Below are 26,801 nucleotides of genomic sequence, written 5' to 3' on the forward strand. Positions count from 1 at the left end.
ATGTCGTTCATGAACGCGATCCCGCCCCGGCTGCCCCCCTCCGGTCGACGTGCGAGGAAGGCGACGACCCGCCGGATCACCCGGCCGGGCGCGAGGTTCGACGGGTACCTCTCCCCGGAACGGCCGCACGCGGACGCCTACGACGAGATGTTCGCGGCCGACGGCACGGTCCGCGGCCCGTACCGGGCGCTGTACGACTCGATCGCGGCGCTCGACGCGCACGACCTGAACTCGCGCTCGCTCGCGCTGGACCGGGCGATGGTCGACCAGGGCATCACGTTCTCGCTGTCCGGGCAGGAGCGGCCGTTCCCGCTGGACCTGGTGCCGCGGGTGATCCAGGCGGCCGAGTGGTCGAAGCTCGAACGCGGGGTGGCGCAGCGGGTCCGCGCGCTCGAGGCGTTCCTCGCCGACATCTACGGCGACCGGCAGATCCTGCGTGACGGCGTGTTCCCGCGGCGGCTGATCACGTCGTGCGAGCACTTCCAGCGGGAGGCCTTCGGCATCAACCCGCCGAACGGCGTGCGCATCCACGTGTCCGGTGTGGACCTGGTGCGCGACGAGGAGGGCACGTTCCGGGTATTGGAGGACAACCTCCGCAATCCGTCCGGGGTGTCGTACGTGATGGAGAACCGGCGGACGATGGCGCGGGTCTTCCCCGACCTGTTCGCCCAGCACCGGGTGCGCCCGGTCGGCGACTACGCGTCACACCTGCTGCGGGCGCTGCGCGCGGCGGCCGCGGCGAACGTCGCCGACCCGATGGTCGTGGTGCTCACCCCCGGCGTCTACAACTCGGCGTACTTCGAGCACTCGCTGCTGGCGCGGCTGATGGGCGTCGAACTCGTCGAAGGCCGTGACATGTTCTGCCGTGACAACGTCGTCTACCTGCGCACGACCGAGGGGGAGCGCCAGGTCGACGTCATCTACCGGCGGATCGACGACGAGTTCCTCGACCCGGTGCACTACCGGCCGGACTCGGTGCTCGGCGTCGCCGGCGTGCTCAACGCGGCGCGCGCGGGCAACGTCGTCGTCGCGAACGCCATCGGCAACGGCGTCGGGGACGACAAGCTCGTCTACACCTACGTGCCGGAGATGGTGAAGTACTACCTCGGCGAGAAGCCGCTGCTGCCCAACGTGGACACGTTCCGCTGCTGGCTGCCGGACGAGTTCGACCACGTGATGGCGCACCTCGACGAGCTGGTCGTCAAGCCGGTCGAAGGCTCCGGCGGGTACGGCATCGTCTTCGGGCCCGAAGCCACCAAGAAGGAACTGGACGTGCTGCGGCGGAAGGTGCGGGCGAACCGGCGTGGCTGGATCGCGCAGCCGGTGGTGCAGTTGTCGACCGTGCCGTCGAAGGTGGAGGACCGGCTGGCGCCGCGGCACGTCGACCTGCGCCCGTTCGCGGTCAACGACGGCAAGGACATCTTCGTGCTGCCCGGCGGGCTGACCCGGGTGGCGCTGCCGGAGGGCAGCCTGGTCGTCAACTCGTCGCAGGGCGGCGGTTCGAAGGACACCTGGGTGCTGGCGTCGCGGGCGTCGACGGCGGAGCGGGAGCTGGAGCAGCCCGCGCTCGGCAGTGTGTCCACTGTGGACGGCCTGGTCGCGGAGCAGGGGCCCGAGCTGTCCGCCACCCAGCAACAGCAGCAGCAACAGCAGAGCTAGGGAGGTTTCTCAATGCTGGCACGCAACGCGGAGTCGCTGTACTGGATCGGCCGGTACGTCGAACGCGCCGACGACACCTCCCGCATCCTCAACGTCTCGGTCCACCAGCTGCTGGAGGACGCGAGCGTCGACCCGGACCACGCGAGCCGCCAGCTGCTGGCGGTGCTGGGCATCGAGTCGGAGGGCACCGAGTCCCTCGACGTCTGGAAGCTGACCGAGCTGGTGGCGTACGCGAAGGACAACCCGGCGTCGATCGTCGGCTCGATCAACTCGGCCCGCGAGAACACGCGCGGCGCCCGCGAGGTCGTCTCGACCGAGCTGTGGGAGTGCCTGAACGCGACGTGGAACGCGGTGCCGGACCGGCAGCGGTACGCCCGGCGCGCCGGGCCGCACGCGTTCCTGTCGTTCGTCGAGGAGCGTGCGGCGATGTTCGCCGGGCTCGCCGACTCGACGATGAGCCGCGACGACGGCTGGCTGTTCATGGTGCTCGGCCGCTCGATCGAACGCGCCGACATGGTGGTGCGGCTGCTGCTGTCGCGGGTTTCGGACCGCGCGTCGTCCCCGGGCTGGATCACGGTGCTCCGCTCGGCCGGCGCGCAGGACACCTACCTGCGCACCTACCGCGGCGCGCTCGACGCGGGCCGGGTCGTGCAGTTCCTGTTGCGGGACACGCTGTTCCCGCGGTCGGTGTTCCACGCGCTGCGGCAGGCGGAGGAGTGCCTGCAGCGGCTCGACCCCGGCGGCGCGGCGCGCAACAACGAGAAGTCCGAGGCGCTGCGCGAACTCGGCCGGGCCCGCAGCGAGCTGGAGTTCCTGCGCCCGTCGGACCTGCTGACCGACCTGCCGCGGCGGCTCGGGACGCTGCAGACGTCGATCAAGGAGATCGGCGAGTCCGTGTCGATGCAGTACTTCAGCACGTCGCCGTGGGTGGCGTGGAGCGGTGCGGAGGTTTCGCTGTGACCTGGCAGCTTCGGGTGGCCCACCGGACGGGGTACCGGTACGCGACGCCGGCGACGCAGTCGTACAACGAAGCGCGGCTGACCCCGCGCTCGGACCGCCGTCAGACGACGGTGGCGACGCGCATCGAGACGACGCCCGCGACCCGCGCGTACCGCTACACCGACTACTGGGGCACGGTGGTCACGTCGTTCGACCTCCACGCGCCGCACACGGAGTTCACGGTGCTGGCGACGTCGGTGGTCGAGACGGCGGACGAGGCCGAGCCGATCCGTAAGGCGTCGTGGCGCGACCTGCGCAGCGAGACGGTGATCGACCACCGCACGGAGTACCTGTCCCCGACCGACTACACCCCGCGCGACGTCGAGCTGGCGCGCGAGGCCCGTGCCCTGCGCACCGGCCTCGACCCGGCGGACGCGGTGCTGGCGGTGTGCGAGTGGGTGAACAAGCAGCTGAAGTACCAACCGGGCACGACGGGCGTCCACTCGACGGCGACCGACGCGTGGAAGGCGCGCGAGGGCGTCTGCCAGGACTTCGCGCACGTCACGCTGGTGATGCTGCGCGCGATCGGCGTCCCGGCCCGCTACGTCTCGGGCTACCTGCACACGAAGAAGGAGGCGAAGCTGGGCGAGGTCGTCGCGGGCGAGTCCCACGCCTGGGTCGACGTCTGGACGGGCGGCTGGTGGGCGTACGACCCGACCAACGCGATCCCGGTCGGGCCGCGGCACGTGTGGGTGGCGTACGGCCGCGACTACGCGGACGTGGCGCCGTTGAAGGGCATCTTCACGGGGGGTGGGCAGTCCACTTTGGACGTCTCGGTCCACCTGACCCGGCTGGCCTAGGCGGTTTCGGCTCGCGACCCTCGTCCGTCGAGCAGGTTGCGCAGATGATCGATGGTCGCGCGGACTTCGGTTTCCCACTGCCGCGCGTCCTCGTCGCCACTCTTCGCGGCGTCGAGCTGCGCGAGCACCCAGGTCCGGATCAACGCGGTCGGCTGCACGTTCCGCGCCACGGCGAGCTGCCGCAGCTCCTCGATCCGGTCCACGGGGATGCGCACGCTGTAGACGGCGGTGGGATTCTTGGACGGCCGCTGATGCCGCACCCAGTCAGCCTCGGCTTCGGGATCAGCCTCAGCAGCTTCAGCGACGCGGCGGAGAAGTTCTTCGTCCGTGATCATGAAACCTCCCATATTCCCAGATATTCCTGGCGGGTACGTTTGCCGGCCGGCCAAGCTGTGGCCACGAGCCACGTCCCTTCCGGCGGGTGACGGTCAGGCAGCAGGACTACCACCAGCACACGCCCCAAACCCACCGAGTGCCCGACCACCCGGAGTGACTCACCAGTACGCGACGAGGCGTCACGGCCGACCAAGCGCTCCGGATCGAACACCGCCTCCACCGCGTGCTCGGGCTCTATGTCCAGAGCACCCGGGTAACGCAGCGATCGCCGCAGGTGCGACGGATCGGGTACTCGCACCTCCTCGAAGGGCAGGAGTCTCAGAGGAATTCCGTCGTACAGTTCACCTCTCACGCAAGTAACGTATTACACCGTAATACGCACACTCGATCCGGGCAACACCGAACCCGGCGCGTTCCGAGATCGGAACGCGCCGGCTCGACGAGGTCAGCCGCGGGCGTGGGCGTCCAGGATGTGGGCGACGGCCTCCGTGACCTGCTGTGCGTACTCCAGGTGCAGCCACTCGTCCGGTACGTGGATGTTCGAGTCCGAGCCGCACGCGCCCGTGACCAGGAACTGGGCCTCCGGGTACTTGCGGGAGAGCAGGCCCATGAACGGGATCGAGCCGCCCATGCCGGTCGCGCGGTGGGGCTGGCCGAAGACGCCGTCGCTGACCTTCTGCAGGGCCGCCGTCAGCCAGGGGGCCTCCGAAGGCGCGTTCCAGCCGTCCTCCGACTGCGGGTTGTCGCCGAAGGTCACCTTCGCGCCGTACGGGACGTCCGTGGTCAGGGTGCGCTTCACAGCTTCGAGCGCCTTCGCGGCGTCGGCCGTCGGCGGGAGGCGGAAGCTCAGGGTCAACGTCGTGCTCTCGCGCAGGACGTTGCCCGCGTCGGCCGGCTTCGGGAAGCCGTCGGCGCCGATGATCGACAGCGTCGGGCGCCACGCGTTGTTGAGCATCAGCTCCAGCGCGTCCTCCGTGATCACCCGACCGCCCTCGACCAGCGGGAACGCCTTCGACAGTGCCTCCGGGAAGTCCTTCGAGACGGCCTTCAGCTCGGCCAGCCGGTCGGCCGGGACCTCGACCTTCAGCTCGTCGAGCAGCAGTTCACCGGTCGCGCTGTCCTCGAGACGCTCGATCAGGCTCCGCAGGACGCGGAACGAGCTCGCGACGACGCCCGAAGCGACGCCGGAGTGCTGCGCCGAGCCCAGCAGCTGGACGGTGACGTCCAGGTGCAGCATCCCGCGCAGGCTCGTGACCAGCCACAACCGCTCGTAGTCGCTGCCGCCGGCGTCGAGGCAGACGACCAGCGAGACCTCGCCGATCCGGTCGGCCAGGTGCTCGACGTAGGCGGGCAGGTCCGGGCTGCCGGACTCCTCGCCGGTCTCCAGCAGCACGACGATGCGCGCGTGCTCACCGCCGGCGGCGTGCACGGCCTCGATGGACGTCGTCGCCGCGTAGCCGGAGTAGCCGTCGTCGACGGAGCCGCGGCCGTACAGCCGGCCGTCGCGGATCACCGGGGTCCACGGGTCGAGGCCCTCCGACCAGCCGCCCACCGGGGGCTGCTTGTCGAGGTGGCCGTACATCAGGACGGTGCCCTCCGCCGCCGCGCCCGGGGTCGCCGGGACGTCGACGAGCAGCAGGGGGGTCCGGTCCGGCAGCTCGACGACGTCGAGGGTCGCGCCGGGCAGGTCGCGCGCGGCGATCCACGCGCGGACGTGCTCGACGGCGGCGGCCAGGTGCCCGGTCTTCGCCCAGTCGGCGTCGAAGGCCGGGGACAGGGCGGGGATGGCCACCAGTCCGGACAGGCTCGGGATGACGTCGTCGGTCCAGCCGGACACGACGGATTCACGCACGGTTTTCGGCTCCACGACGCCCATCGTGCCACGGGGGTCCCGGCGTGCGGCACGTCACAAGGTCGTCTCCGGGGTGCACCCGCGCGCACACGCAGAGGTACGCACCCGCGCGAGCGCGCCTGGTGAACGCGCGGACCGACGACCTACTCTCGTAGGTCCAATGCTCGGTCTTCCTAGCGTTTTGCCTGTTCAGGGCCGGTTTCTCAGCAACAAATCAGCAACCGCGTCTGACCAAGGAGCGGGCCTTCGTGCCAGGATGACGGCGTGAACCGTCAACGCCGACGGTGACCGAGCGCTTCGGAGACCCGAAACGCTGGTCGCCGCCGGTGCAGTCGCTGTGGTCGCCACAAGCGGCCGCCAGAGGCACCGACACCGAGGAGCAACGCCCATGCCGTCCGAACAGTGGACGCACCCGGAGCCTGGAGACGGGCCGGCCGCCGTAGCGGCCCAGCCTTCCCCCGAGCAGGTGATCGCCGGATTGCGAGCGACCAGCGAAGGTGGCGCTGAGCTGACTCAGCTGCTCACCCCCGAAGGCGAACGGGTCCCGTCGCCGCAGTTCGACAAGTACGTCGACGACATCGATGACGAAGCCCTGCGCAACCTGTACCGCGACATGGTGCTCGTCCGCCGCGCGGACCGCGAGGCCAACGCGATGCAGCGCCAGGGCCAGCTCGGCATCTGGGTCCCGCTGCTCGGCCAGGAGGCCGCGCAGATCGGGTCGGGCCGCGCGCTGAAGAAGAACGACATGGCGTTCCCCAGCTACCGTGAGCACGGCGTCGCGTACGCGCGCGGGGTCGACATGAAGGACCTGCTCGGCATCTTCCGCTGCACCGACCACAGCGGCTGGGACTACAAGGCCCACGGCTTCCACCCGTACTGCATCGTCATCGGCAACCAGGTGCTCAACGCCGCCGGGTACGCGATGGGGCAGCGGTTCGAGGGCAAGGTCGGTGACGACGACGGTGAAGCCACGATCTGCTACTTCGGTGACGGCGCGACCTCGCAGGGCGACGTCCACGAGGGCTTCGTCTGGGCCGCGGTCTACGACGCGCCGCTCGTGTTCTTCTGCCAGAACAACCAGTGGGCGATCTCCGAGCCGACCGAGCGCCAGTCGCGCCTGCCGCTCTACCAGCGCGCCCGTGGCTACGGCTTCCCCGGCATCCGCGTCGACGGCAACGACGTCCTGGCCTGCCTCGCGGTGTCCCGCTGGGCGCTCGACGAGTGCCGCCACGGCAACGGCCCGGTGCTGATCGAGGCGTTCACCTACCGGATGGACGCGCACACGACGACCGACGACCCGTCGCGCTACCGGCTGTCCGACGAGCTCGAAGAGTGGAAGCTCAAGGACCCGATCGAGCGCGTCCGGGCGTTCCTGGCCCGCAAGGGCGGCGCCGACCACGACTTCTTCGACCAGGTCCAGGCCGAGGCCGACGCCTTCGCCGCCGACCTGCGCGAGTACACCTTCAACATGCCGGAGCCGCCGCCGGACCGGATCTTCAGCAACGTCTACGCCGAGGGCAACCCCGTCCTCGAGGCGCAGCGCGAAGAGTTCCTGTCCTACCTCGACGGCTTCGTATCGGCGGGTGAGCACTGATGACCGACCTCCAGAAACTCACCATCGGCAAGGCGCTCAACCTCGGCCTGCGCCGCGCCATGGAAGAGGACCCCAAGGTCCTGATCATGGGCGAGGACGTCGGCAAGCTCGGCGGTGTCTTCCGGATCACCGACGGCCTGCAGAAGGACTTCGGCGAGCAGCGCGTGCTGGACACGCCGCTGTCCGAGTCGGGCATCATCGGCACCGCGGTCGGCCTGGCCGTGCGCGGGTTCCGGCCGGTGTGCGAGATCCAGTTCGAGGGCTTCATCTTCCCCGGGTTCGACCAGATCTCGTCCCAGCTGGCGAAGCTGCACTACCGGACGCAGGGCAAGATCAAGATGCCCGTCGTGATCCGGGTGCCGTTCGGCGGCGGGATCGGCGCGGTCGAGCACCACTCCGAGTCCCCGGAGTCGCTGTTCGCGCACATCCCGGGCCTGAAGGTCGTCTCGATCTCGAACGCCGTCGACGCCTACTGGGGCATCCAGGAAGCGATCAAGTCGGACGACCCGATCCTGTTCTTCGAGCCCAAGCGGCTCTACCACTCGGGCGCGCTGCGCGCGGAGATCGACGTCGCCGGCACGCCGGCGCCGGTGTTCTCCTCGCAGGTCGTGCGCGAGGGCACGACGGCGACGGTCGTCGCGTACGGCCCGTCGGTGAAGGTCGCGCTCGACGCGGCCGCCGCGGCCGCCGACGAGGGCAAGTCCCTCGAGGTCATCGACCTGCGCACGCTCTCGCCGCTGGACCTCGGCCCGGTGTTCGAGTCGGTGCGCAAGACCGGACGGCTGATCGCGCTCTCGGAGGCGCCGTCCGAGTCGTCGCTGACGTCGGAGATCGCCGCGCGCGTCCAGCAGGAGTGCTTCTACTCGCTGGAGGCGCCCGTCCTCCGGGTGACCGGGTTCGACACGCCGTACCCGCCAGCCAAGCTCGAGGAGCACTACCTCCCCGACCTGGACCGGGTGCTGCACGCCGTCGACCGCTCGCTCGCCTGGTAAGGGGGATTTCCGCGTCATGCCAACGTTCAAGCAGTTCCCCCTCGCCGACACGGCGGAGGGGCTGACCGAAGCCGACATCCTCAGCTGGCACGTCAAGCCGGGCGACACGGTGACGGTCAACCAGATCGTGGTCGAGATCGAGACGGCGAAGGCGGCCGTCGAGCTGCCGATCCCGTGGGCCGGTGTGGTCACCGAGCTGCACGTCGAGCCGGGTCAGACGGTGGAGGTCGGCACGCCGATCCTCACCATCGACGTCGACCCGGGCGGCGCTGCGGCTCCGGCCGCTGCCCCTCCCGCCGCGGCCGCGGCTCCGGCCGAGGAAGAGGAGATGAAGCCGCTGGTCGGCTACGGCTCCAAGGCCGTCGTCACGCAGCGGCGGGCCCGGAAGGGGTCGGCGCCTGCTCCCGCTCCTGCGGCTGCTGTCGTCGCGCCGCCTGCTCCCGCTGCTCCTGCTCCTCGGGGTGGGTACGTGCCGCTGGCCAAGCCGCCGGTGCGGAAGCTGGCGAAGGACCTGGGCGTCGACCTGCACGCGCTGACCGGCACCGCTTCGGGCGGCGTCATCACGCGTGACGACGTCGAACGCGCGGCCAACGGCTCGGCGGCGCCGGCCGCGACGTCCACTGTGGACACCGGTTACGACCCGGCCACCCGCGAGCGGCGCGTCCCGATCAAGGGCGTCCGCAAGATGACCGCGGCGGCGATGGTGCAGAGCGCGTACACCGCTCCGCACGTCACGGAGTTCCTGACCATCGACGTCACGCCGATGATGGAGTTCCGCGAGAAGCTGAAGAAGTCGCGGGAGTTCGCCGGGGTGAAGGTCACGCCGCTGACGTTCGCGGCGAAGGCCGTGTGCCTGGCGGCGAAGCGCACCCCGGACATCAACGCGGTGTGGGACGAGGCGGCGCAGGAGATCGTCTACAAGGACTACGTCCACCTCGGGATCGCGGCGGCCACGCCCCGCGGCCTGATCGTGCCGAAGGTCCGCGACGCCGACTCGCTGTCGCTGAAGGAGCTGGCGAGCGCGCTGACCGCCTTGACGGACGTCGCCCGCGAGGGCAAGACGTCGCCGGCCGACATGGCGAACGGCACGATCACGATCACCAACGTCGGCGTCTTCGGCGTCGACACCGGCACACCGATCATCAACCCGGGCGAGTCCGCGATCCTGTGCCTCGGCGCGATCAAGGACCAGCCGTGGGTGGTGGACGGCGAGATCAAGGTCCGCAAGGTGCTGCAGCTGTCGCTGAGCTTCGACCACCGAGTGGTCGACGGCCAGCAGGGCTCGGAGTTCCTGGCCGACGTCGGCGCCCTGCTGGCCGACCCGGCCATGGCGATGACCTACTAGATCCACTGAAGGTCCGTGAAGGCCACCTTGAGGGACTCTGAGTCCCTCAAGGTGGCCTTCACAGCTTTCGCCCTCGGCATACTCGCTTGACGGAGTGAGCACTCACTCCGCACACTGGTCGCATGACACCAGCACCCGAAACCCGGCGTAGAGCGCCGGGCATGAGCGTCGAAGCCCGGCGCAGCATGATCGTGCACGCGGTGCTGCCCCTGCTCATGGAGCACGGGGCCACCGTCACCACGAGCCAGATCGCCCGCGCCGCCGGCATCGGCGAGGGCACCATCTTCCGCGCGTTCAAGGACAAGGACGAGCTGTTCGACGCCTGCACGGCCGAGGCCCTGCGTCCCGACCACGTCCTCGACGCCATCGCCGAAATCCCCGTCGACCAGCCCCTCGAAGACCGGCTCGTCGAAGCCGCCGAAGCGCTCGGCGCGCACCTCGAGCGGATGGGCGCGCTGATGGGCGCCCTCCACGCGTCCGGCCGGATCAAGCACCGCGATCCCGAGCAGCGCCTGCGCGGCGGCTGGAAGGGCGGCCGCCGCGAGTCGATGGCCGCCATGCGCGGCGCCGTGACCGAGCTGTTCGAACCCGAGAAGGACCGCCTGCGGCTGTCGCCCGAGCACCTGGCCGCCCTGTTCCTCACCATGCTGTTCGGCGGCCGCCGGATGGCCCCGGACGACGACGCGCCCACCACGCGCCAGGTGGTCGACGTCTTCCTGCACGGCGCCGTGGAGGCCAAATGATCCCGGGCGGTGGGGGCGGGATGGAGTTCGTGATGGCCCGGCGCGGCCGTCGGCGAGCCATCTCGACGGTCCCGGACAGCGGGCTGACCGGCCCGGTCGACATCCCGGAGCCCAAGCAGGACGACCAGCCGAAGGACTGGCGTTCCCGGCTGAAACGCGCGAAGACGTCGGTCTCGGGCACGGTCCGCGGCCTGCCCAAGGTCGTCAAGCTGACCTGGCAGGCGAGCCCGGTCCTGACCATCGTGCTGGCGCTGATCACGCTGCTGTCGGGTCTGCTGCCGACGGTCACCGCGTACATCGCGAAGCTGCTGCTCGACTCGGTCGTCGCGGCGATCCAGCACCGCGGCACGACGATGGACATCGTCAACGTCGCGCTGTTCCAGTTCGGCGTGCTCGCCGCGACCGCGATCAGCAGCGCGGCGACGTCGATCGCGCAGACGCTGCTGCAGGAGCGGATGACGCTGACCATCCGCCACCAGGTGATGGCGCACTCCAGCGAGCTGCACCTGGCGTACTTCGAAGGCTCGGCGTCGTACGACATGCTGCGCCAGGCCGCGCAGGAGGCGCCGACCCGGCCGCTGTCGATGATGAACTCCGCGCTGGGGCTCGTGCGGACGCTGATCACGTTCGGCAGCATGATCGCGCTGCTGGTGGCCGTCAGCCCGCTGCTGGCGCTGGTCGCGCTGCTCGCGCCGATCCCGGCGTTCATCTCGCAGTCGAAGTACGGCTCGCGCGCGTTCTGGCTCACCTTCCTGATGTCGCCGATCAAGCGGCGGATGGACTACCTGTCCTCGCTGGTCACCACAGACACTTACGCCAAGGAGACGAAGCTGTTCGGGCTCGGCCCGTACTTCGTCGACCGGTTCCGCCGGCTCGGCGTCGTCTCCTACGAGCGGCAGCGGAAGCTGACGATCAACCGCAACATCAGCTCGACGTCCTGGGGGCTGCTGAGCACGCTCGTGGGATCGGCGATCGCGCTGTACATCGCGCTGGAGGCGGTCGGCGGGCGGCTCACGCTGGGCGACCTGGCGCTGTACACGGCCGCGGCGGCGTCCGTGCAGACGTCGGTGTCCGGGCTGTTCACGGCGTTTTCCGGGATGTACGAGAACAACCTCTACCTCGACACGCTCTACCGCTTCCTGGGCACGAAACCGGAGATCACCGCGCCCGAGAAGCCGCGGCCGATGCCGTCCACTGTGGAGGGTCACATCGAGTTCGACTCGGTGACGTTCGCCTACCCGGGCGCGGAAGAACCGGCCCTCGACGGCGTGAGCTTCGAGATCCGGCCGGGCGAAACGGTCGCTGTCGTGGGCCGCAACGGCGCGGGCAAGTCGACGCTGTTCAAGCTGCTCTGCCGGCTCTACGACCCGACCGGCGGCCGGATCCGCCTCGACGGCGTCGACATCCGCGAGTACGACCCGGACGAGCTGCGGACGCGGATCAGCGCGATGTTCCAGGACTACGTGACGTATCAAGGTACGGCGGCGGAGAACATCGGCCTCGGCGACCTGACCCGGCTCGAAGACCGCCCGCACATCGAGGACTCGGCCCGCCGGGCCGGCGCGGACGAGCGCATCGAACGCCTGCCCCAGGGGTACGAAACGCCGTTGGGACGCTGGTTTGACCAGGGCGTGAGCCTGTCCGGTGGCGAGTGGCAGAAGGTGGCGCTGGCCAGGGCGTTCCAGCGGGAGGCCCCGATCCTGATCCTCGACGAGCCGACGTCGGCCCTGGACGCGCAGGCGGAGCACGACCTGTTCTCGCGCCTGCGCGAACTGTCCGAGGGCCGCACGACGCTGTACATCTCGCACCGGTTCTCGACCGTGCGCCAGGCGGAGCGGATTCTCCTGCTGGAGCACGGAAAGGTCGCCGAGTACGGCACGCACGAGCAGCTGATGGCGGCGAAGGCGGGCTACGCGGAGCTGTTCACGCTCCAGGCGCAGGCGTACCTGGACGAGATCCCGAGCTAGGGGACGAGAAGGACCTTGCCGACGCCTTCGCGGCTCTCGGCCCGGGCGTGCGCCTCGACGACGTCCTCGAGCGCGTACGTCCGGTCGATCACCGGCGTGAGCGTGCCGTCCGCGACGAGGCTCAGTGCTTCGTCGCGGGCGGCGGCGACGTCCTTGCCGTAGGCATCGGGGCCGCCGAAGCCGATCAGGGTGAGTCCCCGCGAGATGAGATCGGCGACCGTGATCACCGGGAACTCGCCGCTGAGCAGGCCGTACGCGAGGATCCGCCCGCGCGGCGCGAGCTTCGGCACGAGCTCGGCGGCGCGCAGTCCGCCGATCGACTCGAAGACGACGTTGATCCCGTCGGGTGCCTTGGCGCGCCAGTCGGGGTCGCGGTGATCGAGCACCACGTCGGCGGCGGCCTTCCCGTGGCCGGCGGTCGCGACGACGCGGGCCCCGCGATCCTTCGCCAGCCGCGTCAGATAACCACCGATCGACCCGGATGCGGCTTCGACCAGCACGGTCTCGCCGTCGACGATCCCGGCGGTGCGCACCAGGGCGACCGCGACCGCCGCCGGAACGGCCGCGGCGACGGCGTTCTCGGCGGACACCTGCTCAGGCACCACCGTGTACTGGCTCGCGGCGACGAACTCGGCGTACGCACCGCCGACGTAGGACATGCTGGCGACCCGACGTCCGACCAGGTTTTCGTCATCGGCTTCGACAACAACGCCGACTGCCTCGTGCCCGAACAACGAGGGCTCCCCACCGGGCAGCATCCCGGACCGCAGCTGGGTTTCGTAGAACGGCACCGAGATCGCCTCGACCCGGATCAGGACCTCGCCTTCGCCGCGTTCCGGCACAGGGCGTTCCTCCACCTTCAGCACCTCGGGACCACCCGTTCCGTGCTGCACCACTGCTCGCATCTGCTCTCCCCAAGTGGACTGACGGTCAACTTACGGTCGCCTACTATATGGACCGTCAGTCAACTTGTCGAGGAGCCTCCATGGAACGCGCCGACGCGGCCCGTAACCGCCGGGCGATCCTGCGCGCGACCGAGGAACTACTGGCCACGCACGGCTTGGAGCACGTGTCGATGGACCGCGTCGCGCAGGCGGCGGGCGTCGGCAAGGGGACGGTGTTCCACCGCTTCGGCAACCGCGAAGGCCTGATGCGCGCGGTGGTGGAGGAACGCGTGCGGGCGTTGTCGTCCGCGCTCGAATCGGGACCGCCGCCGCTGGGCCCGGGCGCCCCACCGGCGGAGCGGCTGGCGGCGTTCTTCGACGCGGTGGTCGCGCTGGCGACGAAGAATGTCACGGTGATGGCGGCGTTCGAGCAGGCCTCGACGGACCGCCTGAACAGCCCGATCTACCTGTCGTGGCACGCGCACGTGGCGGGCCTGCTGGCTTCGGCGTCCCCGACGCTGGACGCGGACTTGACCGCCCACCTGCTGCTGGGCTCGCTGCACAGCGACCTGATGATCCACCTGTTGCGCACCGGCGATTCCCACCGCCTGGCGGCGGGGTTGCGGTCAATGATCGAGACGCTCCTGCGCTGACCGCCGGATGATCCCGTCCGGGATTTCGGTGCCACCACGGAGTTCGACGTCGCGAAGGTTCAGCCAGGGCGACAGCCAGTCGAGTTCGGGGAGTTGGACGGTCACCGAGTCCAGCAGGCAGTCGATGAACCAGATCATGCGTTCCCGGTCTTGGTCGAGCTGGAGCCGCAACCGGCAGCTCGTGAACCGCGCTTCGTCGAAAATCAGCCGCGAGAAGTTCTTGTTTTCCCAGTCGCCGGAGACGTCGAACGTCACCTCGGCGTCGGCGAACTCGATCCGTTCGAACCGAACCTCGCCCCGTTTGATGGTCAGCAAGGAGAAATCGATCCGGGTGCACCGGATCTCGCACCGGTAGAAGGCAATCCGGCCGTCGACGTCCCACCCGGGGCAATCGAGGTCGCCGCCGGCGAACTCGGCCCCGACAAATTCGGCACTGCCCTTGAAGCGGGCACGCGCGAAGGTCGTCCGGCTCGCGGCGAAGTGCGTCCCGTGGCAGCTGAGCGCCCCCGCGAACGAGGTGCGTTCGAACGAGGTCAGCTCGCCGGTGAAGTCGGCTCGGTCGAAGATCACCGCCCCCGGGAACCGGAGGCGGGAGAAGTCGGCGTTCTCGAACACGACACCGGTGAAGTCGAAGTCGACCGGCTGCCACCATCGGCCGCCGGAACCGAGGCGGTCGCGGAACATCCGCAGGACGGCTTGCCGCACCTCGGCCTCACCGGGCGACACCACCTCCGGCGCGATGCGCAGGTAGCCGCACAGGACGTCGACGCAGACCTGGCGCTTGTCTTCCCAGTCGTCGGCGAGGCCGGCGAGCGCGTAGACGCCGGTGAGGCGCACCGCAGGGCTGTCGTGAGCAAGCTGTTCGGCAGCGGTGCCGAGACGTTCGTTGAAGCCCTGGACGGTCTCGCGCTCGGCCTTCTCGACGGCGAGCGCGTGCTCGTTCTCGGTGACCCGCTGCTTGCGGTAGTTGACGGCCAGCAGCACGACCCCACCGAACCCGGCGACCACGGACAGGGCGATCTTCAGCAGGTCGAGCAACTGGGTGACGTCGAAGACAGCGGCGGTCGGCAGGTGCGGCCAGCCGAAGAACCACAGCAGCCCACCGGCCGTCCCCCCGGCGACGACGATCGCGATGACCAGCCACACCAGCACCGAGGCGGCGATCCCGCCACGCGCCCTGACCTGCGGCAACGTGAGCCGGGGCCGACGCCGCCCGACGGTGACCGCGACCGCGGCAAGCACCGCGAGTGCGATCAGGAGCCAGCGGAGCCAGTCGGACACGATCGGTGAGACTAGCCGGTGGTCAGCGGGCCCGGGAGCAAATCGGACAGGTCGTTCGTTGTCCCGGTATGGCTGTCGCGTTCCTGCTCTACGTCATCGCCGAGATCGCCGCGATCTGGGCGGTCGGCTCGGCCGTCGGCGTGCTCGGCACGCTGGGCCTCCTGCTGGCCGGCGCGTTCATCGGCTCCTGGCTCGCCCGCCGCGAAGGCGCCAAGGCGATGCGCGCGTTCATCGAGACGTCCCGATCAGGACGTTCGGCAGAGAAGGAACTGACCGACGGCATGCTGGTCGGCCTGGGCGGGGTACTGATCCTGGTCCCGGGTTTTGTCAGCGACGTCCTGGGTCTGCTGTTGATGCTGCCGCCGTCGCGTGCGGTGGCCCGTCGCCTGTGGCTGAAACGGATGGAGAAGCGGGCGGTGCGGTTCGCGAACCAACGCCGCGGCCCGGTGATGGTGGTGGACAGCGAAGTGGTGCCGCCATCGCCGACTTCGGAGGAGAAGTCACACCCGGTGATCGAGGGGCGCATCATCGAGGGCTGATCGCCCCACGCCGTCGCCTCGAACATCGTCGGTGCGCCGTTGCGCACCGACACAAGCCTTCACGAGAACTCACGGTCAGCAGGTGGGCCCGCCACAATGTCGGCGTGAAGCCCCTCGAGACCACGCCCGGAACTCGCGCCCGCATGAGCCGACAGAAGTCGCGGGATACCAAGGTCGAGATCGCCCTGCGCAAGGCCCTCTACGCGGCCGGGCTGCGCTATCGCGTCCATCGCCGCCCGATCCAAGGTGTGCGCCGGGAAGCGGACATCGTCTTCGTCGGCGCCAAGGTCGCCGTATTCGTGGACGGCTGCTTCTGGCACGGATGTCCCGAACACGCGACCTGGCCGAAAAACAACGCCGAGTTCTGGCGAACCAAGATCGAAGGCAACCGGCAGCGCGACGTCGACACGGACACCCGACTTGCCGAAGCCGGCTGGCTGCCTGTCCGAGTGTGGGAGCACGAAGCGGCCGACATCGCTGCTCACCGTGTTCGAGCAGCTGTCGACGGCCGACGGGCCGGGTAGCAGGCATCGTTGCCAGTCAGAGAATTTTGACAGTGTCGATCGAGTCAAAATTCAGCATATAGCGTGACTGCCGGTCGATCTGTTACTGTCGCCGGACACCAGTCACGAAAGGGGCCGCCGAGATGAGCCCACAGCAGGAGGAGCTGTTTGGTTCCTGGTTGGCGCGCCAGCTCCGGCAGGCCGACCTGAGCCAGGCGCAACTCGCGGAGAAGATCCCGATAACCCGCGCCGCGGTCTCGGCCTGGATCAACAACCGTGCCGAACCCCGTCCGGACACCCAGCGCAAGATCGCCGAGATCCTCGGCACGGATTCGGCATCGATCTACAACCGCACCGATGTCGCGCCGAAGACACGCCTTCAGTGGCATCATCGGCCGGCACACATCGACGGCGGGCGCGAGTACGGCAACGCGGCAGCGTTCGCGTTCAAAGCGGATCTCTCGGTTCTCGCACGAGAAGCCACCCAGAACTCCCTGGACGAGCGGCAGAAAAACGGCCGACCGGTCCGTGTCCGTTGCATCCTGGAGGAGCTCAGCGGCGAGTCCCTCGACGCGTTTCTCGAAGCGATCCACTGGCCCGAACTTCGGAAGCACTACGACCAGGCCGCCGCTGCGCACCAGAAAGTTTCCCGCAGCCTGCAGGCCGCCCTCGACGATCTCGACGACAAGAAGACGCTCACCCTGCTGCGGATCGACGACTTCAATGCATCCGGTCTGACCGGCGACGAGTACGACGACGGACGATTCGCCGCGGTGGTCCGACGTCAGCTCGACAGCCACAAGGAGTCGGAGAAGAGGGCGGGCGGCTCCTACGGCATCGGCAAGGTCGTCCTCTGGGCAACGAGTCGGTTCAGCCTGGTCCTGATGAATTCGACGTTGTCCGAGCCGCACGAGGGGCGTACCGAACGGCGCGTCATCGGCAGACTCGACCTGCCCTGGCGACAGGTCGACGGAGAGGCATACGCGGGTCCCGGTTGGTTCGGCCAACCCGACAGGGAGCCGAGCCACAAGGACGTGTCCCGATCATGGTGGGCGGACCCGCAGGACGTGCGCGACCTTCACTTGGAGCGGCCGACCGACGAGGCGGGCACCTCTTTCCTCATCGTCGGGGCCCACGACGCCTCCGGCGACACCGAGTCCTTGCAGGAGATGCACGAGAAGCTCGTCAAGTCACTGGCCGATGGCTTCTGGGCGGCGATGGTCGGTGGCAAGAAGGCAGGCCCGCTGCTGGAAGCCAGTGTCGTCACCCTGCGAAACGGCCGCGTCTTCATCGAGGAAGAGCGGGTCGACCCGCGCACCTCGCACGCTGCGTTGAGCCGCGCATTCCAAGCACACCTGGACGACGAAACAGTCGACGAGCTGACATCGAGCAACCAGGTGGCTCGCGCCACGGTTCGACTCGTGGTCCCGCCGCGCCGCGGAGAAACGGGCGCCCGGAAAAAGACCATCGACCACGACGCCGTACTGCTTCTGACTCCTGCTGTCGAAGGGGACGAGGAGGCGAACCACGTCGTGTGCATGCGAGGTACGCGCATGACGATCATGAGGCGGCGCCCGCGTGATCTTCCGCTTGGCGCAACCCGATTCCACGCGGTGCTGCTCGCCGGGGGCGCCACCGAGGAATCCGGCCACGATGTCGACCTGGCCGAACAGTTCCTCCGAGCATCCGAACCACCTGAGCACAATCGCTGGGGGGCGACCGAGGAGCTGACGTCGGTCTACGCCAGGGGTGCGCTCAGCAGGATCAACGAGTTCCGCAGCGAGATCGACGGGACGATCCGACGACTTGTCGGCCGACGGCCCACCGGGCCGAGTGAGGGTCCTACGACGCTGCGGGAGTTGCTCAAACTCGACGGATTCACCACCGGGACCCATCGAGCACAGGGCGTCCCGACGGTGCGCAACATCAAGGGACATGTCGACAGTGCCGGCGCCTGGAACGTCCGGGTCGACCTGAAACTCCCCGATGCCGACGACCTGTGGCTGCTCACACCGGTCGCGAAGTTCGACGTCCGGGCAGGTGGCCGCCCCGCGGTCACGTGGAGCACTCTCGTCGCGGCCGAGAACTGCCGCGAAGAGGACGGCAACATCGTGGTCGAGCCGGGAGTGCGTTCGGCGACGTTCTCCGGTGTCACCGATCCTTCGAGCCATCCTGTTTCGGCCACGCTCGCCAAGCTCGTCGTCGACATTCACAAGGCCCGTGGAGGTGTGGCTTGAAATCGGTCTTCCCCTATCCGACCCTGTTCGGCGGCGTCGACTTCGAGGTTGTCTCCGTCGATGTCGACGGTAGGGATCTGCCGTACTCCCGGATTTCCAAGCCGGAGCGCGTGGTGGCGCTCCACCACGCCGGACGCGACGAGTGGGACACCGCCCGAATCCGGATCAAGGCAATACTGCCGACACCCGAGATCGACGAAGAGACGTGGTCCGACGTCTCGTGCTTGGCAATTCTTTCCGAGGCAGTCACCAACGCGCGCAGCACCTCGCCACTGACCCGCGACTCCGACGGTACCTGGCAGGGGACGATCGACCTGGTCCACGACCACCACCGCGCCCGGGCCACTTTGACCCTGGCCATCGTCGCCAAGGTCGACGATGTGCCGGGTCGGATGATCGGTGCTCCCGAAAGTGTCTGGTACGTCGACCTCAAGGCAGGGACGCCCCGCCGTCAGGAAGAGATCAGGATCGAGCAGACGGACTTCCGCGAAGGGCCTCACGAGTGGCTGCGCCCCTTCAAAGATTCGTCGTGGATCGTCGAGACCGCCGGTGACCTGCCGACCGTGTACTTGAACACGACCGCAGTCGAGGGCCTGACCGAGATCATCAACGGTAAGGGCGGCTCATCGACGGAAAAGACCCTTCGAGACCTGACGTCGAGCCAGATCGCCCAGGACGCGTGGACGGCGATGTTCAACGCCTCGATCAGCGAACTCGACGTCGACGACGACGGCACCCCGATCATGCCGGGCGGCTGGCGCGAAGCCGTGCTGCGCATGATGTTGCCGGACGTGCTGCCGGGCAGGCAGCTCACCGACGCGCTTTACGACATCGGCGACCGTCGCAAGAGCGGCTCCGGCTGGTCGGAACTCCAGACGAACATCCAGTATGCGGCCGGCAAACGCAGTCAATTGACCAGGAAGCTGACGAGCGCCGTGCGAACCTTCCAGCGCTCGGAAAGGAACGACGACCAATGAGTCCCACATCCATTGTGGACGTTCCCACCACCCTTGGCATCCTGCCCGACGCCGTCGTTGCCAAGTACCTGAGCCGCGGTATGCAGGCGGGGCAGGAAAATCCACCACGGGCAGCACTTCTGAAGGCCGCCGTGCCCCTGCCCGAGAACGGGAGCCGGTGGCACACGGAGCCTGTACGCGAGCTCTGCGAGGAGGCGATGCGTCGCTTCGAAGATCGGCGGGTCCACGCCGATGCTTGGCTGGCCCCGCGGTTGCACGCGACAATACGGATGACTCGTGCCGAAGCCGCCGAAAGAGGGCTGTGGAACTACCTCGCCATGCTCGTTGCGCCGGACTACGTAGTGTGGCGCCACAAGGGTAGCGAGGTCGCGGAGACCACACGGTTCAGCGGCCGGAGCGATGTGCAGGCTTTCGCTCGCCTGTGGTGGGCCGCGGAACTGTTCCGCGACGGCGCCGACTACGGACCGGTGGCAACCGTCTTCGCGTACCAGGACATTGTGAACAGCGTCATGCGGTCCGGCGTGATCGATCATCGTCCGGCCGCGGCGGCGATGCTCCGTGTGATCCAGCGACTTGTCGACGAGAAGGTCGCCCGAGTCTCGGATCACGTAAACGCACTGTCCAGAGCAGCCAATGCGGCAGGCAGCACGTTGATGTTCGACGTCCTGGCGCCGGACACGCCGACCGACAGTGACGCGCACCGCGGCTGGATCGCCGAGTCGGCGCACGCGGCCGCGGTGCAGTTGAACCACCTTCCGGACGGTCCCGATGACGGTGTGGTGAACAGGCGTTCCGTCGAAGAACTCGTGCCGCTCTTCGAGAAGTTCCTTGCGGAGGCACCTCTCCGGGACAGGTCCAAGGAGAAGACCGAATCCGCGTGACAACGCATCGAGCCGACATCACTTGAGTGAGGGGATGAAATGCCACGAGAACACGATTCCAAGCACTATGACTCGCCGGGTAAACGCTACCGGTCACTTGAACTGTGCGCGGGCGCAGGGGGGCTCGCACTGGGGCTGGAGCAGGCCGGCTTCGATCCCGTCCTGCTGCTCGACAACGTCGATCTGCCCTGCAAGACGCTGAGTCTCAATCGACCACAGTGGGACATCCAGAAAATGGACTTGCGAGAGTTCGATCCAGCGGAGGATGACGAGCGGTTGTACGACGTGGACCTGCTCTCTGCAGGCCTGCCGCGAGTGCAAGCCTCCGCCACGGTCAATCGTGGTCGAGGCAGTGACGTCGAGTTGGAGCTTCTCAGGGCCGCCGTCTGGCTCGTGCCGGGAATCCAGCCGCGTGCGTTGCTGATCGAAAACGTGCCGGATCTGGTCACCAAGGACAGGTACGCCAACGATCGGGAGCACGCCGAGAAGGAACTCGAGCACCTCGGCTACGACGTGCGGTGGTTCGTGGTGAACGCAGCGGACTACGGCGTGTCCCAGGTGCGCAGGCACGGCATCATGGTTGCGTTCAAGGGCGGGGCCGGGGACACGTTCCGCCTGCCGCAGGTGCAGCCTCCGCCGCCTTCGGTGGGCGCCGTGTTGCGTGAGTCCATGGCCTCCCGGGGATGGTCGCAGGTCGACGAGTGGGCCGCGCAGGCCGATCAGCTCGCTCCTACGCTGGTCGGCGGTTCCTGGGATCGAGGTGGAGCGGACCTTGGACCGACCGGGTCGAAGCACTTGTGGGCGAAAATGGGCGTGAACGGCGGCACGGTCGCCGACCTGCCACCTGATCCGGACTTCCGCTGGGACCCGAACCTCGGTCCCGCGGGGATGGTCCGGTTGACCGTTCCGCAGGTCGCCCTGCTCCAGGGATTCCCGTCGGACTGGCAGCTCTCGGGCCGCAAGACCAACCAGTACCGCCAGGTGGGAAACGCCACGCCACCGCCGGTGGGACGCGCACTCGGGCAGGCAATCCGCGGGGTCCTGGAACGCTCCTGATCGCGCCTGCGCCGTTCGGATGGTCGCACGAGCTAAGCTCTCGCCCATGGCTCCTGAACCATCCACCTCGCCTTCCGCAGGGCGGATCCACATGGTGGATCTCTTCGCCGGCCCGGGAGGACTGGACGTCGCCGCCCATTGGCTGGGGATCGACGTGGACGGAGTCGAGTGGGACGACAATGCCTGTACCACCCGCCGGAAAGCCGAACTTCGGACCCAACACGCTGACGTTCGCGACCACAAGCCGTCGGACTTTCCGACAGCCACGATCCTCGCCGGCGGTCCGCCGTGCCAGACGTACACGGTGGCAGGCGGCGGAGCCGGACGACGAGCGCTCGACCAGGTTCTCGACTTTGTCAAGCGGATGGCCGCAGGCGAAGACGTAAAGGACGACCTGGCCGACCTGGACGACGACCGAACAGGACTGGTCCTGGAACCCCTCAGGTGGGCTTTGGAAGCCGTCAAAGACGGGCGCCCTTACGACGCCATCGTGCTCGAACAGGTTCCTGCGGTGCTGCCTGTCTGGGAGGCGATGCAGGAGGCTTTGGAAGGTGTTGGTTACAAGGCGGACTGCGGCATCCTGCACACCGAGATGTACGGGGTGCCGCAGACGCGCCGTCGGGCGATCCTGATCGCTCGTCGCGACCGCAAGCCGAGCCTTCCCGCGCCGACCCACCGTCTCTATCGGAAGGGCGTACCCGCATCCGAGGGAGAGCCAGGCCTGCTCCCATGGGTGGCCATGGGGAAGGCGGTCAAGCGTGAGACACCGTACGTGGTCATCTCCAACTACGGCACGGGCGGAGATCCCAAGCTCCGGGGGCGACGCACCTCCGATGAGCCCGCAGCGACCGTGACCGGCAAGGTTTCGCGCAACCGTCTCGTCACGCACGGCGAACAGGACCTCCCGCGGTTCGGACTTGCCGAAGCAGGGCGGTTGCAGACGTTCCCGATCGATTACCCGTGGGCGGGGAAGGACATTTCCCAGCAGATCGGCAACGCGATTCCACCCAGGCTTGCTGCGCACGTCCTGGCTGCGGCCCTGGGAATCAAGCTCGAAGAGAAGGCGCTCGACGCCGCCGTAAACGGCGACTGGGCGGTGACGAAGGACAGCAAGCCACTCCTTTGTGGGCAGCCGCCTCAGCCCCAGACTCCCGCCCCGGTGGCGACGGCAACTCTGTTCTGACGGACAAGTCCACCTGCGATCGCGGTCAGTCCACCGTGGGCTTGGGGATGTCGAAGTAGCTCGAGAACCTGACCGCCGGGGCGTACTCGCCCTTGACCTTCACTCTGCCCGTTACGAACATTGCCGCTACCGCTGCGTTGCCCGTGGCCATGCGGATGAAGTCGTCCACTGACAGGGTGATCGTCGTGTCCGGGGTGCGGGCTAGGTCGGAGCTGGAAACGCAGACTCCGTCCTCGATCACCGTCTGGAAGCGGTCGTAGCCGTCCTCTCCGTTGCCGTCGGAAAAGCGCCAGGAAACGACGAAGTCCACGTGGCGGGCTCGGGCGGGAAGGAAGTGTTCCGACATTCTGCGGAATATCTCGTCCAGGAAGACCGAGCGGAGTTCCGGGTGGTCGGCGATGGCCTTCAACTGGTCGCGGGAAGCGCGGCGGACGACGTCCACCAAGACGTCTGTCGACAGTGAACTCAGCTCGATGCCGGCGCCCGCGTTTCCCAGCATGTGCAGGGTTTCCAGGACCTGGATGAACTGGTCGGCCGTCAGGTTGCCGATCACCAGCTTCTCGGCGAAGCCGTTGATCGCGTGGCTCGCGCGGATGCGGACCGGGCGGCGGGAAGTGCGCAGGCGGGATCGCCAGGGGCGGTCGTCCGCATTTCGGGGCACGGCGACGAACTATACGGGTTTCGGGAGGTCGAAGAAACCGATCAGGCCGGCGGCAAAGGCGAGGTCACCTTTGACTTTGATTTTTCCCGTGACGAACAACACGGCCGGCGTCGCCTGGTGGGTGATGAGCCGGAAGAAGTCGGCCGGGGCGATCGTGATCGTGACGCGCGGGCGTTCGCGCATCTCGCGGCTGACCGTGCACGAACCCTTCGCGATCACCGTCTCGTAGCGGTCGTAGCCGCCGTCGCCGGTTCCGCCGGCCATGCGCCAGTGGACGACCGCGTGCAGGTCGCGGGCTCGATCGGACCGGATGTGGGCGCCCATCCGGGCGAAGATCTCGTCCAGTACGCGCTCACGCAACGGCCGCTCGGCGACGACGCTCTCGAGCTGCGCCCGGGACGCCGAAGACACCAGCGACGCGAAGCGCGTCGGGTCGACCTTGCTCAGGTCGAACGCGGGGGCGCGCTCAGCCAGGCGAAGGAGAGCGTTCAGGAGCCGGCGGAAATCGTCCTTGCCGAGGTCGCGCGGGTCGACCGCGTCGGCGAGCGCGTTGACGTCGAGGGCGTGCGCCTCGGGACCCAGCGGGTCGAGCCGCTCCAGCGCGTCGAGCAGCGCCGCGCCGCGGAGGCCGACGACCTGATCGGCGCTGGTCATCCCGGCATTGTCGGCCATGGTCACTCCCTCTCCAGTTACCCGAGCGTAAGGCTACCCGCCAGTAGGTAGGTGGGCAAGCGTGCCGAAATCACCCCTCCGGGTCAACGCCCGGTACCGTCTCCGGTCAGCAACAGGGAGGTCCAGCGTGTCAGAGGATGATCAGCGTCCGCCCGAACGGGCTCGGCGGCTGCCCCGTGCGGTGCGCGAGCGCCAGATCCTGGACGCGGCCGTCCAGGTCTTCTCGCGCCACGGGTACCACGCGGCGTCGATGGACGAGATCTCCGACGTCGCCGGCGTCTCGAAGCCGATGATCTACACCTACCTCGGCTCCAAGGAGGACCTGTTCGGCGCGTGCATCCGCCGCGAGGCGACGCGGCTGCTCGAGGCCATCCAGGCCGGGGTGAAGCCGGACCTGCCGCCGGACATGCAGCTGTGGCACGGCCTCCGGTCGTTCTACCGGTTCGTCGCGGAGTACCGCGAGTCGTGGACGGTCCTGCACCGCCAGGCCCTGACCGTCGGCGGCGCGTTCGCCGCCGAGATCACCGACATGCGGGCGCGCGCGATCCAGCTGGTCGCGGCGCTCGTCGTTTCCGCCGGCACCCGCAAGGGCGTCGGCGAGCAGGCCGAGTTCTCCGGCGAAGGCCTGTCCGCGGCCCTGGTCGGGGCGGCCGAGTCGCTGGCCGACTGGGCCCTGGACCACCCCGACATCTCGGACGGCGTCCTGGCGTCCTGGCTGATGAACCTTGTCTGGCTGGGCTTCAACGACCTCATCGAGGGCGAGGTCTGGAAGCCGTCAGAGTGAGGTGATCGAGCCGTCCAGGTGGGGCTTCGACTTGCTCCACAGCTCGAATGCCCAGCCATCCGGGGTGGACCACGACGTGAAGCCCGCCTTGGCCGGCAGCAGCACCGGCTGCTTGAAGTGGACGTCCACCGTGAACGCCTCCGGTAGGCGGCCTTCGAACGCCGCCAGCGCGTGGGCCTTGGTCCACATCCCGTGCGCTATCGCGCGGGGGAAGCCGAAGAGACGCGCCGTCAGCGGGTGCAGGTGGATCGGGTTGCGGTCGCCCGAGACCTCCGCGTAGCGCCGTCCGATGTCGCCCGGGATTCGCCAGATCGCGTCCGGGGTCGGGGGTGCCAGCTGCTGACGGCGAGCGGACGAGCCGGACGAACCGCCGCGGCGCAGGTACGTGCTGACGTCCGTCCACACCGTCTCGTCGCCGACCTGGGCTTCGCTGATGACGTCGAACTGCTGCCCCTTCTCGTGCGGGCGCAGGTTCTCCGCGCGGACGCGCACCGTCAGCGCCTCGCCCAGCCGCAGCGCGCGGTGCTGGGTGATGCGGTTCGCCACGTGCACCATCCCCAGCAGCGGGAACGGGAAGCCCTGCTCGGTCATCAGCGCCATCTGCAGCGGGAACGCCAGCATGTGCGGGTACGTCGCGGGCAGCTCGTCGCTCAGCCGGAAGCCGCACACCGTGTTGTACGCCGCGAGGTGCGCCGGGTCGACGACGATGCCGGTGCGCACCAGCTCCGTGTCCGGCAGCGAAGAGCCGGTTCGGCGCAGGCCGAGCAGCGCCTTCGGGTACAGCGTCGCCAGGCTGGGCGTGCTGTCGAGTTCGCGGATCGCCACGTCAGGCCCCCAGCAGGGCCTGGCCGCAGACGCGGACCACGTTGCCGTTCACCGCGGCCGAGCCCGGGTTCGCGTACCAGGCGATCGTCTCGGCGACGTCCACCGGGAGCCCGCCCTGGCCGAGGCTGGACAGCCGCCGGCCGGCTTCGCGGATGAACAGCGGGACCGCCGCCGTCATCTTCGTCTCGATGAAGCCCGGCGCCACGGCGTTGATCGTGCCGCCGTACTCCGCGAGCTGCGGCGCGCCGACGTTCACCATGCCGATGACGCCCGCCTTCGACGTCGCGTAGTTCGCCTGCCCGACGTTGCCGGCGATGCCCGCGATCGACGAGACGCCGACGATGCGGCCGTTTTCGTTCAGCACGCGGTCGCCGAGCAGCTTGTCGTTCACCGCGAGCTGGGACGCGAGGTTCACCGCGATCACCGAGTCCCACGCGCTTTCGCTCATGTTGCCCAGCGTCTTGTCGCGCGTGATGCCCGCGTTGTGCACGACGACGTCGACGCCGCCGTGCCGCTCCTTCAGGTACTCCGCGAGCTTCGCGGGCGCGCTCGGCGACGTGATGTCGAGCTGCAGCGCCGAGCCGCCGATCTTGTTGGCGACCTTCGACAGGTCGGCGCCCTGGGCCGGGATGTCGAGGGCGACGACGTGCGCGCCGTCGCGGGCCAGGACGTCGGCGATCGCCGCGCCGATGCCGCGGGACGCGCCGGTGACCAGTGCGACCTTGCCGTCGAGGGGCTTCTCCCAGTTCGCGGGCGCGACCGCCGTCTTGCCTTCGGCGCCGATCCGGATCACCTGCGCGTCGACGAAGGCCGACTTCGCGGAGAGCAGGAAGCGCAGGGTCGACTCCGTCGCGTCTTCGGCGCCTTCGGCGACGTAGACGAGCTGAGCCGTCGCGCCGCGCTTCAGCTCCTTGCCGACGGAACGCACGAAGCCCTCGAGCGCGCGCTGCGCGATCCGCTCACGGCCCTTGACCTGCTCCGGCGGCGTGCCCAGGATGACCACCCGGCCGGACGGTCCGACGCTGCGGATCACCGGGTGGAAGAAGTCGTAGACCGCGCGCAGGCCGCCCGGCTCGGTGACGCCGGTGGCGTCGAACACGAGCGCCGCGTGCCTGTCACCCGAAGTGGTGACGACGTCGATGCCCGCGTCCGCGAGCTGGTCACGGACCTTTTTCTCGAGTCGTCCACCGGGCGCGGCACCGAGAAGTGCGGGACCCTCGAGGGCGGGTTGCCCGGGCTGGTACCGGCGCAGCGTGGCGGGGTTGGGCAGGCCGAGCTTCGGCACCACGAACTTCCCCAACGGGGTTTTCGTGAACTGCTGGTACCTGTCAGCCATCGGTTGCCTCCCGTGCAGTCTGCGTCACGTCGCAGTCTAACC

At 68.7% G+C, this 26,801-nt stretch carries 25 protein-coding genes; 17 read left to right on the forward strand and 8 right to left on the reverse strand.

The features are described from left to right. Genes VA596_RS09075 through VA596_RS09085 form a run of 3 tightly spaced genes read left to right on the forward strand, consistent with a single transcriptional unit; the run spans position 1 to position 3,458 of the window. On the forward strand, positions 1–1,659 hold the full coding sequence (locus VA596_RS09075) for a circularly permuted type 2 ATP-grasp protein (protein WP_323324983.1): 1,659 nt from the start codon (positions 1–3) through the stop codon (positions 1,657–1,659). 12 nt (positions 1,660–1,671) lie between these two features. Then, on the forward strand, positions 1,672–2,619 hold the full coding sequence (locus VA596_RS09080) for an alpha-E domain-containing protein (protein ID WP_323324985.1): 948 nt from the start codon (positions 1,672–1,674) through the stop codon (positions 2,617–2,619). Beyond that, a complete protein-coding gene (locus tag VA596_RS09085; protein WP_323324987.1) occupies positions 2,616–3,458 on the forward strand; it encodes a transglutaminase family protein in 843 nt (280 codons plus the stop codon). Before VA596_RS09080 ends, VA596_RS09085 begins: the two co-directional genes overlap by 4 nt. Here VA596_RS09085 and VA596_RS09090 read toward each other — a convergent pair. Beyond that, positions 3,455–3,793, reverse strand: coding sequence for a hypothetical protein (locus VA596_RS09090; protein ID WP_323324988.1), 339 nt, complete (start codon positions 3,791–3,793; stop codon positions 3,455–3,457). The genes VA596_RS09085 and VA596_RS09090 overlap by 4 nt on opposite strands. 446 nt (positions 3,794–4,239) lie before the next feature. Then, positions 4,240–5,661 (reverse strand): M20/M25/M40 family metallo-hydrolase, encoded by a 1,422-nt coding sequence (locus VA596_RS09095; protein ID WP_323324990.1) that lies wholly within the window; start codon positions 5,659–5,661, stop codon positions 4,240–4,242. A gap of 373 nt (positions 5,662–6,034) precedes the next feature. On the opposite strand from VA596_RS09095, the gene pdhA reads away from it, so the two are divergent. From pdhA to VA596_RS09120, 5 genes are all read left to right on the forward strand, one after another. After that, positions 6,035–7,240 (forward strand): pyruvate dehydrogenase (acetyl-transferring) E1 component subunit alpha, encoded by a 1,206-nt coding sequence (gene pdhA / locus VA596_RS09100; protein ID WP_323324992.1) that lies wholly within the window; start codon positions 6,035–6,037, stop codon positions 7,238–7,240. Further along, positions 7,240–8,232: an alpha-ketoacid dehydrogenase subunit beta gene (locus VA596_RS09105; RefSeq protein ID WP_323324994.1), complete on the forward strand. Its 993-nt coding sequence runs from the start codon at positions 7,240–7,242 to the stop codon at positions 8,230–8,232. Before pdhA ends, VA596_RS09105 begins: the two co-directional genes overlap by 1 nt. 16 nt (positions 8,233–8,248) lie before the next feature. Further along, positions 8,249–9,577 carry a dihydrolipoamide acetyltransferase family protein gene (locus VA596_RS09110; RefSeq protein ID WP_323324996.1) on the forward strand — a complete coding sequence of 443 codons (1,329 nt, stop codon included), beginning with the start codon at positions 8,249–8,251 and terminating at the stop codon, positions 9,575–9,577. 161 nt (positions 9,578–9,738) lie between these two features. Continuing rightward, positions 9,739–10,320, forward strand: coding sequence for a TetR/AcrR family transcriptional regulator (locus VA596_RS09115; RefSeq protein WP_323324998.1), 582 nt, complete (start codon positions 9,739–9,741; stop codon positions 10,318–10,320). A gap of 20 nt (positions 10,321–10,340) precedes the next feature. Continuing rightward, on the forward strand, positions 10,341–12,287 hold the full coding sequence (locus VA596_RS09120) for an ABC transporter ATP-binding protein (RefSeq protein WP_323325737.1): 1,947 nt from the start codon (positions 10,341–10,343) through the stop codon (positions 12,285–12,287). Here VA596_RS09120 and VA596_RS09125 read toward each other — a convergent pair. After that, entirely contained in the window at positions 12,284–13,192 is a 909-nt protein-coding gene (locus VA596_RS09125; RefSeq protein WP_323325000.1) for a quinone oxidoreductase family protein, read from the reverse strand. The two genes, VA596_RS09120 and VA596_RS09125, sit on opposite strands and share 4 nt — an antisense overlap. 80 nt (positions 13,193–13,272) lie before the next feature. Here VA596_RS09125 and VA596_RS09130 point away from each other — a divergent pair, with 80 nt between their 5' ends. Further along, a complete protein-coding gene (locus VA596_RS09130; RefSeq protein WP_323325002.1) occupies positions 13,273–13,824 on the forward strand; it encodes a TetR/AcrR family transcriptional regulator in 552 nt (183 codons plus the stop codon). Here VA596_RS09130 and VA596_RS09135 read toward each other — a convergent pair. Continuing rightward, positions 13,798–15,105 (reverse strand): pentapeptide repeat-containing protein, encoded by a 1,308-nt coding sequence (locus tag VA596_RS09135; protein WP_323325004.1) that lies wholly within the window; start codon positions 15,103–15,105, stop codon positions 13,798–13,800. The two genes, VA596_RS09130 and VA596_RS09135, sit on opposite strands and share 27 nt — an antisense overlap. 68 nt (positions 15,106–15,173) lie before the next feature. On the opposite strand from VA596_RS09135, the gene VA596_RS09140 reads away from it, so the two are divergent. From VA596_RS09140 to VA596_RS09170, 7 genes are all read left to right on the forward strand, one after another. Further along, the gene (locus tag VA596_RS09140; RefSeq protein WP_323325739.1) at positions 15,174–15,644 is read left to right on the forward strand and encodes an FxsA family protein; all 471 of its coding nucleotides are present in this window, start codon (positions 15,174–15,176) and stop codon (positions 15,642–15,644) included. 143 nt (positions 15,645–15,787) lie between these two features. Then, positions 15,788–16,168, forward strand: a complete 381-nt coding sequence (locus VA596_RS09145) for a very short patch repair endonuclease (RefSeq protein WP_323325741.1) — start codon at positions 15,788–15,790, stop codon at positions 16,166–16,168. 122 nt (positions 16,169–16,290) lie between these two features. Then, the gene (locus VA596_RS09150) at positions 16,291–18,384 is read left to right on the forward strand and encodes a helix-turn-helix transcriptional regulator (protein ID WP_323325006.1); all 2,094 of its coding nucleotides are present in this window, start codon (positions 16,291–16,293) and stop codon (positions 18,382–18,384) included. Next, positions 18,381–19,361 carry a hypothetical protein gene (locus VA596_RS09155; RefSeq protein WP_323325008.1) on the forward strand — a complete coding sequence of 327 codons (981 nt, stop codon included), beginning with the start codon at positions 18,381–18,383 and terminating at the stop codon, positions 19,359–19,361. Before VA596_RS09150 ends, VA596_RS09155 begins: the two co-directional genes overlap by 4 nt. Beyond that, a complete protein-coding gene (locus tag VA596_RS09160; RefSeq protein WP_323325010.1) occupies positions 19,358–20,242 on the forward strand; it encodes a DUF6339 family protein in 885 nt (294 codons plus the stop codon). Before VA596_RS09155 ends, VA596_RS09160 begins: the two co-directional genes overlap by 4 nt. Before the next feature lie 39 nt (positions 20,243–20,281). After that, complete coding sequence (locus VA596_RS09165; protein WP_323325012.1) at positions 20,282–21,298, forward strand: DNA cytosine methyltransferase; 1,017 nt, start codon at positions 20,282–20,284, stop codon at positions 21,296–21,298. 46 nt (positions 21,299–21,344) lie between these two features. Next, positions 21,345–22,481, forward strand: a complete 1,137-nt coding sequence (locus tag VA596_RS09170; RefSeq protein ID WP_323325014.1) for a DNA cytosine methyltransferase — start codon at positions 21,345–21,347, stop codon at positions 22,479–22,481. 25 nt (positions 22,482–22,506) lie between these two features. Here VA596_RS09170 and VA596_RS09175 read toward each other — a convergent pair whose 3' ends face one another. Both VA596_RS09175 and VA596_RS09180 read right to left on the reverse strand, forming a co-directional pair. Continuing rightward, positions 22,507–23,058: an SCP2 sterol-binding domain-containing protein gene (locus VA596_RS09175; protein ID WP_323325743.1), complete on the reverse strand. Its 552-nt coding sequence runs from the start codon at positions 23,056–23,058 to the stop codon at positions 22,507–22,509. A 93-nt stretch (positions 23,059–23,151) separates the two neighbouring features. Continuing rightward, positions 23,152–23,814: an SCP2 sterol-binding domain-containing protein gene (locus VA596_RS09180; protein ID WP_323325016.1), complete on the reverse strand. Its 663-nt coding sequence runs from the start codon at positions 23,812–23,814 to the stop codon at positions 23,152–23,154. Positions 23,815–23,941: 127 nt separating this feature from the next. Between VA596_RS09180 and VA596_RS09185 the strand changes: the two genes are divergently transcribed. Then, positions 23,942–24,598, forward strand: coding sequence for a TetR/AcrR family transcriptional regulator (locus tag VA596_RS09185; protein ID WP_285477575.1), 657 nt, complete (start codon positions 23,942–23,944; stop codon positions 24,596–24,598). Here VA596_RS09185 and VA596_RS09190 read toward each other — a convergent pair. Both VA596_RS09190 and VA596_RS09195 read right to left on the reverse strand, forming a co-directional pair. Then, positions 24,590–25,423 (reverse strand): MaoC family dehydratase, encoded by an 834-nt coding sequence (locus VA596_RS09190; protein WP_323325018.1) that lies wholly within the window; start codon positions 25,421–25,423, stop codon positions 24,590–24,592. The genes VA596_RS09185 and VA596_RS09190 overlap by 9 nt on opposite strands. A 1-nt stretch (position 25,424) precedes the next feature. After that, the gene (locus tag VA596_RS09195) at positions 25,425–26,759 is read right to left on the reverse strand and encodes a 3-oxoacyl-ACP reductase (RefSeq protein ID WP_323325020.1); all 1,335 of its coding nucleotides are present in this window, start codon (positions 26,757–26,759) and stop codon (positions 25,425–25,427) included. Between the last annotated feature and the right edge of the window lie 42 nt (positions 26,760–26,801).

The organism is Amycolatopsis heterodermiae (assembly GCF_034929455.1).
Lineage (GTDB): Bacteria > Actinomycetota > Actinomycetes > Mycobacteriales > Pseudonocardiaceae > Amycolatopsis > Amycolatopsis heterodermiae.